Annotated in this window: 10 protein-coding genes; 5 read left to right on the forward strand and 5 right to left on the reverse strand. The window is 39.8% G+C overall.

From position 1 onward, the window contains the following. The first annotated feature begins 78 nt into the window (after nucleotides 1-78). The 3 genes from FTU91_RS13840 to FTU91_RS13850 are packed head-to-tail and all read left to right on the forward strand — an operon-like array spanning nucleotide 79 to nucleotide 3,296. The gene (locus FTU91_RS13840; RefSeq protein ID WP_368856219.1) at nucleotides 79-516 is read left to right on the forward strand and encodes a toll/interleukin-1 receptor domain-containing protein; all 438 of its coding nucleotides are present in this window, start codon (nucleotides 79-81) and stop codon (nucleotides 514-516) included. Between the two features lie 10 nt (nucleotides 517-526). Beyond that, the gene (locus FTU91_RS13845) at nucleotides 527-1,174 is read left to right on the forward strand and encodes a TIR domain-containing protein (protein ID WP_180082519.1); all 648 of its coding nucleotides are present in this window, start codon (nucleotides 527-529) and stop codon (nucleotides 1,172-1,174) included. 55 nt (nucleotides 1,175-1,229) lie between these two features. Then, nucleotides 1,230-3,296: a TIR domain-containing protein gene (locus tag FTU91_RS13850; RefSeq protein WP_180082521.1), complete on the forward strand. Its 2,067-nt coding sequence runs from the start codon at nucleotides 1,230-1,232 to the stop codon at nucleotides 3,294-3,296. A 41-nt stretch (nucleotides 3,297-3,337) separates the two neighbouring features. On the opposite strand, the gene FTU91_RS13855 is transcribed toward FTU91_RS13850, so the two are convergent. The 5 genes from FTU91_RS13855 to FTU91_RS13875 form a co-directional block, all read right to left on the reverse strand. Further along, nucleotides 3,338-3,886, reverse strand: a complete 549-nt coding sequence (locus tag FTU91_RS13855; protein WP_103799625.1) for a toll/interleukin-1 receptor domain-containing protein — start codon at nucleotides 3,884-3,886, stop codon at nucleotides 3,338-3,340. Nucleotides 3,887-4,013: 127 nt separating this feature from the next. Continuing rightward, on the reverse strand, nucleotides 4,014-5,297 hold the full coding sequence (locus FTU91_RS13860) for a ribonucleotide-diphosphate reductase subunit beta (RefSeq protein ID WP_086196045.1): 1,284 nt from the start codon (nucleotides 5,295-5,297) through the stop codon (nucleotides 4,014-4,016). 137 nt (nucleotides 5,298-5,434) lie between these two features. After that, the gene (locus tag FTU91_RS13865) at nucleotides 5,435-5,566 is read right to left on the reverse strand and encodes a preprotein translocase subunit YajC (RefSeq protein ID WP_180042488.1); all 132 of its coding nucleotides are present in this window, start codon (nucleotides 5,564-5,566) and stop codon (nucleotides 5,435-5,437) included. A 164-nt stretch (nucleotides 5,567-5,730) separates the two neighbouring features. Then, complete coding sequence (locus FTU91_RS13870; protein WP_166167780.1) at nucleotides 5,731-5,910, reverse strand: hypothetical protein; 180 nt, start codon at nucleotides 5,908-5,910, stop codon at nucleotides 5,731-5,733. A gap of 132 nt (nucleotides 5,911-6,042) precedes the next feature. Then, nucleotides 6,043-8,862 (reverse strand): ribonucleoside-diphosphate reductase subunit alpha, encoded by a 2,820-nt coding sequence (locus FTU91_RS13875; protein WP_180082523.1) that lies wholly within the window; start codon nucleotides 8,860-8,862, stop codon nucleotides 6,043-6,045. A 586-nt stretch (nucleotides 8,863-9,448) separates the two neighbouring features. Here FTU91_RS13875 and bfmR point away from each other — a divergent pair. Continuing rightward, nucleotides 9,449-10,162, forward strand: a complete 714-nt coding sequence (gene bfmR, locus FTU91_RS13880) for a response regulator transcription factor BfmR (RefSeq protein ID WP_086196042.1) — start codon at nucleotides 9,449-9,451, stop codon at nucleotides 10,160-10,162. Nucleotides 10,163-10,197: 35 nt separating this feature from the next. Next, nucleotides 10,198-11,868: a sensor histidine kinase BfmS gene (gene bfmS / locus FTU91_RS13885; RefSeq protein WP_200223097.1), complete on the forward strand. Its 1,671-nt coding sequence runs from the start codon at nucleotides 10,198-10,200 to the stop codon at nucleotides 11,866-11,868. Nucleotides 11,869-12,028 lie beyond the last annotated feature (160 nt).

Consider the following 12,028-nt stretch of genomic DNA (forward strand, 5'->3'; position numbering starts at 1 on the left):
CTAGACAAAATGACACCAAATGAGTTTTACTATGATCAGCTACCCCAACAAAACAAGGTGGCTTAACTAGAGCGGAATATTACTTATAAATACGCTTTTAGTTGTTCAAACAAGTGGGACCACCTCTCATCAGAAGATAAAGATGATTTTGTTAGGGATTTTGCAGCATCACTTGCCAATAAAGGTTTAAAGGTTTGGTATGATGAGTTTACTTTAAGGATAGGGGACAGCCTTCGTCAAAAAATTGACAGGGGGCTTGCCAAAAGTAGGGTTGGATTAGTGGTTTTATCTCCTTCTTTTATTGCTAAGGGGTGGACTAATTATGAACTAGACGGGATTGTAACTCGCAATGTATCAGGAGAGCAGATTCTGCTTCCAATTTGGCATAACCTAACAAAGCAACAAGTAATTGATTTCAGTCCTTCTTTAGCGGATAAGGTTGCACGTTCAACGGCTACACACACTATTGATGAAATTTCCAATGAAATTGTTGACTTAATTAATTCACATAAATAGAAAATATATTATGAGTAGACATAAAGTATTTATTAGTTATCATCATCTATTGGATCAAGAATATAAAGATTATCTTGAACAGTTAAATGAGAAACATCAAATTTTTATTAATCAATCTGTACAACTTGGTGAAATTGATGATTCTTCACCAACAGAGCAAATAAGAGAAATTATTCGTGATGATTATTTACAGGACTCTTCTGTATTGATTCTTTTAGTTGGTCTTGAAACTAAGAATAGAAAGCATATTGATTGGGAAATTTATTCAAGTATGAGAGACAGTAAAAAGAATAAAAAGTCAGGCATACTTGTGATTAATTTACCTACAATCAATTGCTCTTATTATACGGCTGCCCATGGAGAAGGAGAAAAACGTCTTTATCCTTCCACTACTTGGGTGTCTATTAATGACAGAAAAGAGTATGAAGAAAGATACCCATATATGCCGGATAGAATAATAGATAATTTATTAACCCATAAATCTTATATTTCAGTAGTGAACTGGTTTGATATTGCAAACAATCCTGAAAAACTGAGATTTTTAATAGACTTAACTTTTCAGGATGTAGGAAAAGCAGAATATGATTTTTCGAGATCAATGAAAAAAATAAATGGTAAAAGTAATTCTGGGAATATCTATTCACCTGAGTTTATTTAATTAAGTTTATATAGTTTATTATTTTTAATAGATATCTAATAATTTTTGTTGCCGCATGTTAATTAAAAAATTATTAGATATCTGGAGTTTTAAATTGACTGATATTATTACACCCCCAATAGCAGTGCATTTTGTTTGGCATCAGGCAGATAATGAATCATTTCAAAAAAACTGTATACCTTTTAGAAAGTTTTTAACAAGAGATATTGAGCGACCATTTTCACGGGAATTAAATATTCCTACATTTTTTTATAGTGGTCTAAATGAAACTCCGAGTTATCCATCTAGTTTAGCTCAAAGAAATATAGTGTTTGTTTTTCTTAGCGAAAATACTCTTACAGATGAAAGATGGGTTGATTACTTTAAGACCTTTCCTGTAGAAGAAAATCAGTCACTTATTCCTGTAGCATTTGATAAAGAGGGTATAAAACATTGTTACCATAAAGGGTCTCTTTATAATCGAAATGCTTTGAGATTATATGATTTTAGTTTTTCAGATGATGATCAAACACATGAGCTAGAATCAATTTTAAAATTATCACATGAGTTATATCGATTTGGTTTTGTTGGGAGAAGGGCGTCACCCTTAGGCTCAAATACGTCGATTCATCTTTTTTTAAGTCATGCTAAGAAGGGAGAAACGGGTGCAATATATGCAAAAGCAATTAAGCATTATATTGATACCACGAATATGAAAAACTTCTTTGATGCTTCTGAAATTTCAGTTGGTTACCAGTTTGACACGGAGATAATAAATCATATTAATGAATCGACTTTAATTGCTATTACGACTGATGCATATTCGTCTCGTTATTGGTGCCAACGTGAAATTTTGGAAGCTAAAAAAAATAATAGACCGATTATTTCAGTAAATTGCTTACAAGTTTACGAGGATAGAATATTCCCGCCAGCTGCTAATGTGCCTTGTGTGCATATTGCACCTTCTGATAAGCCAACTAAATTGGAAATTTTGAATATTTTAGTTGCTGCCCTAATTGAAACAATTAGATTTAATTTTTCTATCTCCTTGCTTAATTATTATAAACAACAATCCTGGATTGATTCGACAGCAGTCGTATTGGCCCGTCCTCCTGAAATTCAACAGATAGTCTCTTTAAGAAGTGAGATGGTTGAAAATGAGACTTTAAAAATTTGTTATCCCGAACCTCCTATTTATGCAGAGGAAATGGATTGGCTAGAATTCTTAAAAGTTAAGCCTTCAACTCCTTTATGGACATGTGGCGATTCGAATACACAAAACAAAAAAATAGGTATTTCGATATCTGAATATGGTGCAGATTTTGAGAATATACATATCCATGAAGATGAGTTGAAACGATTCTCACAAGAACTTGCTAGACATCTTTTGGTAAGAGGTAATACTATTATTTTCGGTGGAGACTTAAGGGATGATGGTTTTACTGAATTCATTCTTGATGAAGCCAGCATTTTACAAAATAGATTACCTGAAAGAGAATTTAAGGTTGAGAATCATTTGGCTTGGCCATTACATCTCGTAAATAATTTGAATAAATGGAAAGCTAAATATGATCAGATAATTTCACATATTAAGTATTCTGTTCCTCATGATTTAGAATCTGAAGTTGATCAATCTAAATTTTTACAACCTGTAGATGTTCATGATCAATATGTGTGGTCAAGATGTTTAACTTTTATGCGAGAAAGCTCTATATCTAAAAGTGATATTAGGATTTTAGCTGGAGGAAAATCTAAAGGTTATAAAGGGAAAATGCCTGGTGTTTTAGAGGAATTCTTAATATCAATAGAGCATAACAAGCCAATATATTTAGTTGGTGGTTTAGGTGGTATCACACGTGATATTTGTATGGCTATTACTGGGCAGAATCACATACCTGAGATTTTGACACTAGATTGGCAGTTGGCAAATAATCAAGGCTATAATGAATTAGTAGAGTATCTTTCTACTAAAGGTTATGAAATGCATTATCCTGATATTGTCCATAAGATTCAAAATATAGATATTAATCAGTTGGCATCATCGGCTGGGCTATCTTTGGTTGATTATAAGAAATTAATGGAAACACCATTTATTGATGAGATTATCCATTTGATTCTAAAAGGTATGAAGGAAATATCATGATTAGGTCTGTTAGATTGCTGTATAGCAATCTAACTGTTTTATTATTGATTAATAAAATCTGGTAGTCTTTTTCCTTTTACCCAAGCATATTTGAGCCCGTCTAGGTATTCACTCTTAGTAATTGTTGGATATAGTTCAAGATATTCCTGTCCTTTAAACTCTTTGTCTTCTTCAAAGGTTAATGGTAATACGCTGACTTTTTCAGGGCGATACCCATCAAAGTACCCCAATTCCCACGGCATCCATTTAGATTCTTTTGAGCTAAAAGTGTGAATATATATAAGAGATTTACATTGTCTCATTCGTTTTCTTAAAATGTCTGCTGTAGCTGCATTTACTTTATCTCTTTCTAATGAAGGGTCGATAATCCAATCAACATATACTGTAAAACCACTTTCTTCTAATAAAGTTTTAACACCTAAAATTAAATCAGCATCTTTAATTGCATGTGATAAAAATATATCAAATCTATTTTGCATCTCTTGATTTTTGATAGCTTCATTAAGTACTGAGTCAAGCATAATGTGTTTAGATTTAGCTTGAGCTCTAGTAGCTGCTGAACGCGCTTCTGATCGGGTATAAAATTTCATATTCCAAGTTCTTATTGGTTAATTTTCTTATTTAAAAAAGCCATTCATTTCTGAATGGCTTTCGATTTAACTAATGACATCTATGTGTCGCAAATGACATAAGATGTGTCGTTTTACGTTATATTTCTTACCAGCTTAACGCACCGCCGGTCTGATAGTCCGTAACACGCGTCTCGAAGAAATTCTTCTCTTTACGCAAGTCCATCATTTCCGACATCCACTGGAATGGGTTATTCACACCAGCGAATTGTTCAGGCAAACCAAGTTGCGCTAAACGACGGTTACAGATGAACTTCAGGTATTCTTCCATCATCGCAGCATTCATGCCAAGTACACCGCGTGGCATGGTGTCACGTGCGTATTCGATTTCAAGCATGGTGCCTTCAAGAATCATCTGGATGATTTCTTCCTGGAACTCAGTGGTCCATAAACCTGGGTTTTCGATCTTGATCTGGTTGATCATATCGATACCGAAGTTCAGGTGCATAGACTCATCACGTAAAATGTACTGGAATTGCTCGGCAACACCGTTCATCTTGTTACGACGGCCCATAGACAGAATCTGGCTGAAACCACAGTAGAAGAAAATACCTTCAAGAACACAGTAGAACGCGATCAGGTTGCGAAGCAAAATCTGGTCATTTTCAGGTGTGCCAGTTTTGAACGTAGGGTCACTTAAAGACTGGGTATATTTCAGGCCCCAAGCGGCTTTACGCGCAACGGACGGTACTTCGCGGTACATGTTGAAGACTTCGCCTTCATCCATACCTAATGACTCGATACAGTACTGATAAGCGTGAGTATGAATCGCTTCTTCAAATGCTTGACGCAAGATGTACTGACGGCATTCAGGGTTGGTGATGTGACGGTAAATCGCCAGTACCAGGTTGTTTGCAACCAGTGAATCGGCAGTCGAGAAGAAACCAAGTGAACGCATCACGATGGTACGCTCATCTTCAGTTAAGCCATTTTCAGACTTCCAAAGCGCGATGTCGTGGTTCATGTTGACTTCTTGCGGCATCCAGTGGTTGGCACAACCGTCCAGATACTTTTGCCAAGCCCATTCGTATTTGAATGGAACCAGTTGGTTCAGGTCAGCACGACAGTTGATCATGGCTTTATCATCAACCTGTACACGCTGAGCGCCCATTTCAAGCTCTTCCAGACCTGGAGCAACATCAAGGTTCTCTAGGGAAGAAGATGCTCTTGCCAATGAATCGGTTGGATTTGATCCTCGGTTTTGAGTGGCTCTAAGGGGTTGTGCAGTTGCCACATGCGACGGTGCGTTGTGTGCATCAGATACCACCTGTGTATGAGCCGCTTTTTGCGGTTCGACGGGCGCAGACTTGTGTTCAGGTGCAGCCGGTTTTTGCGAATCATCTTCGAAATCGTCCCAACTTAGGATAGACATATCAATTCTCTCTTCGTTGCTTATATCCGTTATCTGACATCTCACAAACGAAGATGTCTACTATACGCTTAAATTGTGTAAGCAAAATTAAGTTTTGCCGATCACTGCTCTAATCTTGTTCGATAGGACAGATATCCTCACGACTTATTTTGCTTACGCTGCTGTTTACGAATGGCTAAAAACGCATAAACCATAGGCGTGTAAAAGAAAATAAAGGCAAACACCAGTACTGCAAGTCCTAACATGTAGTTATGGGTCATATGGAGCATGGTGGTTTATTTCCTTTATTGTTAAATATTAAATCCTCCCCAAACCCCTCCTTTAATAAAGGAGGGGTTTTCCGTGAATTCTTTTGCTTCCACGGAAGTCCCCCTTTGGAAAAGGGGGATTTAGGGGGATTTTGAGAAGAGTTCAATTAATTTAACTCTTCTCGTTAGGCAACTGCCTGAGCAATTGCTTGGATTTCACTTTCTTTAGCTTGGTTAGTATCTGAAGAATGTCCAGCACTGCCACCTAATAAGAAATATATTACTAATAGGCGACAAATAAATTTTTCTGCTTCTTCAAAAACTACACGTACTTTCTTTCTAAAATCTTTTAACTTCTTCGACATGTTCGCTCCTAAAAGGAATCAATCATTACGAAGTAGCAAGAGTGAGTTCTTATGCTAACCACTCATAAGAATCAACCATTGCTAAAGTCGCAATGAAGAGATAAATCTCGGTTGATTCCTAAGTTAGTTAACTTATTGACAAGCCTCACAATCAGGGTTGTCAATTGAACATGCCATTGGCACTGGTGCTGCTTGAGCAAAACCATCTTCTTCAGCTTTCACTTCAGGCGCTACCGCAGCAGTAACAGGTGCTGCAACAGTGGCCGGTTTAACGGCATTCAATGCGCCAGTGTTAATAGTTGATTTCTCGGCAGAAGTTGCACCTAATGCACGGAGGTAATAAGTTGTCTTAAGACCACGTAACCATGCCATTTTGTAAGTCAGGTCAAGTTTCTTACCGTTTGCACCAGAGATGTAAAGGTTAAGCGACTGAGCCTGATCAATCCATTTTTGACGGCGTGATGCAGCATCCACAATCCAGCGTGGCTCAACTTCAAATGCAGTTGCGAAAATCGCTTTAAGCTCTTCAGGAATACGAGAAATCTTTTGTACCGAACCTTCAAAGTGTTTCAGGTCGTTGACCATCACTGAATCCCAAAGACCGCGATCTTTTAACGCACGTACCAGGTACGGGTTGATCACTGTGAATTCACCAGAAAGGTTTGATTTCACATACAGGTTTTGGAAAGTCGGTTCGATCGACTGAGATACGCCACAGATGTTCGAAATAGTCGCAGTAGGTGCAATCGCCATTACGTTCGAGTTACGCATACCGTCTTTTTGAACTTTGGCACGTAAAGTGTCCCAGTCTAAACGTTGTGTACGGTCTACTTCAAACATGCGTTCTGGGCGTGATTTCGCCACGATGTCTAAAGAATCAATAGGAAGGATGCCTTGATCCCAAAGTGATCCTTTAAATGTTTCGTAAGTACCACGTTCAACAGCCAAGTCGCTAGAGGTTTGAATAGCGTAGTAGCTGATTACTTCCATAGATTCGTCAGCGAAATCTACAGCTTCGTCAGAACCATATGCCAGTTTCATTTCATATAAAGCATCTTGGAAGCCCATGATACCCATACCGACTGGACGGTGTTTCAGGTTTGAATTTTTCGCTTGCGGAACCGCGTAGTAGTTGATGTCAATCACGTTATCGAGCATACGAACCGCGGTTTTTACAGTGCGCGCCAATTTTTCACGGTCTAATACACCACCTTGAACGTGCTGTACCAAGTTGATTGAACCCAGGTTACATACCGCGATTTCATCCTGGTTGGTGTTCAGAGTGATCTCAGTACATAAGTTTGATGAATGCACTACGCCCACGTGTTGCTGTGGTGAACGCAAGTTACATACGTCTTTGAATGTGATCCAAGGGTGACCTGTTTCAAACAGCATAGAAAGCATTTTGCGCCACAAGTCTTTGGCACGCACTTTCTTGTGCAGCATGTCGGTTTCTTTGGCAATGCTTTCGTAATAAGCATAGCGTTCTGCAAATGCTTGACCGGTTAAATCGTGAAGATCTGGTGTTTCAGATGGCGTGAACAATGTCCATTCAGCATCTTCAAATACACGTTGCATGAACAGGTCCGGAACCCAGTTTGCTGTGTTCATGTCATGGGTACGGCGACGGTCATCACCGGTATTCTTACGCAGTTCAAGGAACTCTTCGATATCCAGGTGCCAGGTTTCTAAGTATGCACATACCGCACCTTTACGTTTACCACCCTGGTTTACCGCAACGGCAGTATCGTTGGCCACTTTAAGGAAAGGTACGACACCTTGTGATTTACCGTTGGTGCCTTTGATATATGAGTTCAATGCACGAACAGGTGTCCAGTCATTACCTAAACCGCCAGCCCATTTAGACAGCATGGCATTATCACGCATTGCGCCATAAATGTTGTAAAGATCATCGGCAATCGTGGTTAAGTAGCAGCTCGACAACTGTGGACGTAAAGTACCAGAGTTGAACAGGGTCGGCGTAGAGGCCATGTAGTCGAAGCTAGACAATAAGTTATAGAATTCGATGGCACGCTCTTCACGGTTTTCTTCATTTAACGACAGCCCCATTGAAACGCGCATAAAGAACAATTGCGGTAATTCAAAACGGATGCCATTTGAATGAATGAAGTAACGGTCAAATAAGGTTTGCAGACCTAAGTAGGTGAACTGGTTTGAGCGTTCTGGTTGAATCGCCGCTGCCAGTTTCGCAAGGTTAAAATTCAATAATTCTGGTGACAGAAGATCAAGCTCGATCCCTTTCTTAAGGAAAGTCTCTAAAGCATCGCCTTCATTGGTATCTGTAGATAGGCCCAAGAACTCTAAACCTGTAGCAACCAGATTGTCACGAAGTAAACGTGCAGTCACATAGGTATAATTTGGTTCTTGTTCAATACGGGTACGTGTCGCCATCATCATCGTTGTAGCGATGTCAGATTCTTTTACGCCGTTATAGAGGTTTTTTACGGTTTCATCGACAATGGCTTTAACGTCAATACCTTCCAGGCCTTCAGCTGCTTTTGCCACATGTGCTTCTAGTGCGCCCAGGTCAAGCGGTTTAAGCTGACCATTCGCAGTAGTCACTTGTAAAGTCGGATGGTGATGAGCGCCAGTCTGTTTGCGTGCTTCAGAGCGTTGTTCGCGGTAGATGACATACGCACGTGCAACTTTTTGTTCACCAGTACGCATCAGCGCAAGTTCAACCTGGTCTTGAATTTCTTCAATATGAATTGTGCCGCCTGACGGTAAACGACGGTTAAACGTATTCATCACCATTTCAGTCAGTTGCTCGATACGATCATGAATACGGCTAGAATCTACACTTTGCTGGCCTTCTACAGCCAAAAAAGCTTTACCAATCGCTACAGAAATTTTTTCTGCGTCAAAAGTGGCAACATCACCGGTGCGTTTAATCACCTGAAGTTGACCAGGAGTTGAAGTGATTACGCTCATTTAGCATAGCTCCATTGTCATCTATTTTTATGTTTATGGACCATTTGAACCGGGCAAACTTTATGCCACAGTATTTGAGGAATAAACACAAGACCTAGTGGTTTTAAAATTAATTGAACACAAGATACGGGAAAATTTAGGGTAGATCAATATTGACATTTTGCTAAATATTTTTCTTAGTACATGCATTAATCTCTGTAAAAATATTGCTATTTTTATTGATTTTTCTATAAGCCTTATCAGGCAAGGCATAGCATAACAAAGCTAAAAAAATGTGCTTATAGATAACATTGTGGATAACTTAAAAGAAGCTATCTAACTAGTCAGAAACTGTGCAAACAGACAGACGGTTTAAAAAATAGACATTTTGTCGCTAAATATTTCTATAAATAGCCTGAAAATTACTAAAATATGAAAAATTCAATAAATTCAATGTTTAAAAAAAATATAACAAAATGCTACTTTGATGTATCAGTTTGGTGAACAGCATCTTGTTTACAATGTAAACGTGTGTATATTGCTGAAGATATTAAAGCCTATCCAACGGATTTTTAAGGATAGCTTAATCCATATAAAGGGGCATTTTATGAGCCAAGAAGAAAAGTTACCTAAAATTTTAATTGTTGAAGACGATGAACGTCTTGCGCGTTTGACTCAAGAATACCTTATCCGTAACGGATTGGAAGTTGGGGTAGAACCTGACGGTAATCGTGCAATCCGCCGTATCATCGCTGAACAGCCAGATTTGGTGGTACTTGATGTCATGTTACCGGGTGCGGATGGTTTGACCATTTGTCGTGAAGTACGTCCACATTATCATCAGCCAATTTTAATGCTGACAGCACGTACTGAAGACATGGACCAGGTTTTAGGCCTGGAAATGGGGGCAGATGACTATGTCGCAAAACCGGTTCAACCGCGTGTATTACTTGCCCGTATTCGTGCCTTGCTGCGCCGTACCGACAAGGCTCCTGAAGATGAAGTGGCTCAACGCATAGAATTTGATGATCTGGTAATCGATAATGGTGGACGATCAGTGACCTTGAATGGTGAGCTGGTTGACTTTACCAGCGCGGAATACGACCTGTTATGGTTGTTGGCTTCAAATGCGGGTCGCATTCTTTCCCGTGAAGACATTTTTGAGCGTCTGCGCGGTATTGAATATGACGGTCAGGATCGTTCAATTGACGTACGTATCTCACGTATCCGTCCAAAAATTGGCGATGATCCTGAAAATCCAAAACGTATTAAAACGGTACGCAGTAAAGGTTATCTGTTCGTTAAAGAAACAGGTCTTTAATCTCTGCCCGCTCGCTAATTTTATAGGACAACTACGTGTTTAAACACAGTATATTCTTGCGCATTTATGCAGGATTAGTGATTTTAGTGGCCTTGGTTGCCTTATTTGGCTATCTACTGGTACAAATCATCAATTATCAGCGTGCGCAAGAATATCGTGAGTCGTTGACCGATGGTATTTCTTATATCATTAGTGAAGGGATTGCCCGACAGCCGAATGAACAGCAGAAAAAAGACTGGATTTCTGATGCTTCCGATTTGCTGGAGCTTCCGATCTATTATGTTGATGCGGCTAAGGTGGATTTATCGCGTACCGAGAGAAAACGGATTGAAGAGCGTAAAGCAGCCGTTCGTTATGATGCAGAAAACTCCATTGCTTATATCATTATTGGTCTGAAAGATGATCCTCAGCATTTGCTGTATGTAAAAGTGAATAAAATAGGCGAGCGCCAGATGAAAGCCTTACCTATTTTCATTCTGGATTATCTGGTGTATTACCCTGGGCAAGAAAAAGAGTATCTCGCCAAAATTCAATCGAATTTTTCTTATCCGATTGCCATTGAAAAAGTGCAAAACCTACCGCTTGATTCTGAACAAATCGGCCGGCTTCGCTTGGATCACAGTATTATTTTGTACCGTGACAATGCCTCGGTTCGGGGTACCACCATCTCGATCGTTTCTCCTATGCCCAGCTCACCTTCCGAGGTGCTGGTTTTAGGGCCTGTACCTTTATTTAACTGGATGCCTTTCCAGTTGGCTGCAGGCATTACCTTGCTGAGTCTGTTTGTATTAAGTCTTGGGGTGTATGGATTGCTGGTGCCGATGCAGCGTCGTTTACGTGAAGTGAATTACGCCTTGCATCGCATGAAATCGGGTGACATGACCTTGCGTTTACCAGTCGATGGTACCGATGAAATGGCCAGTCTGGCGACCAATTACAACAGCATGTCCGATCATATTCAGCGTTTGATTGAAGCACAGCGTGAGCTGATGCGTGCAGTTTCGCATGAACTGCGAACACCTGTAGCACGTATCCGTTTTGGTATGGAAATGTTGGCCGAAGAAGATGACTATGAGTATCGCCTACAACAGGTTGAACAGATTGATAAAGATATTGAAGCGCTCAATACCTTGATTGATGAAATCATGACCTATGCAAAACTGGAGCAGGGCACACCTTCTTTAGATTTTGAAAAAATCGTGCTGTTTGAAGTGCTGGATCAGGTGGTGATTGAAACCGAGGCACTTAAAACTCAAAAAGAAATTGAACTCAAAGCACCACCTATTAGTGTGGTGGTCGATGCCGAGCGGCGTTACTTGCATCGTGTAGTACAAAATCTGGTTGGCAATGCGGTTCGCTACTGTGATCATAAAGTGCTTGTCAGTGGTGGTATCAATGACGCGGGGCAGGCTTATGTTCAGGTAGAGGATGATGGTGCCGGTATTCCTGAGGAAGAGCGGCAGCGCATTTTTGAAGCTTTTGCCCGTCTGGATGACAGCCGTACCCGTGCTTCAGGGGGCTATGGTCTAGGTTTGTCCATTGTGAGCCGTATTGCTTACTGGTTTGGTGGGAAAATTGAGGTGGATCAAAGCCCGATTTTAGGCGGGGCTCGTTTCACCATGTCGTGGCCGGTACAGCGGTTTAATAAAGCAAAAAAGAAAACCGGTGTCCTTAAGGCTGATGGTGTCATACAGACAGAATTTTAAAGAATAGGGAACACTAAAAAGCACCGAATGCGGCACTGCTGTCCCACAAATATCACAAGAAGAACCTCAATTGAGGTTCTTCTTGTTTTCGCCATTTTTTATCAGGCACAAAGAGTGACCTTAAAAGTTTCCTTTCAAATAAATTGACCTGAATAATTCG

The organism is Acinetobacter sp. YH12201 (assembly GCF_013418145.1).
Taxonomy (GTDB): domain Bacteria; phylum Pseudomonadota; class Gammaproteobacteria; order Pseudomonadales; family Moraxellaceae; genus Acinetobacter.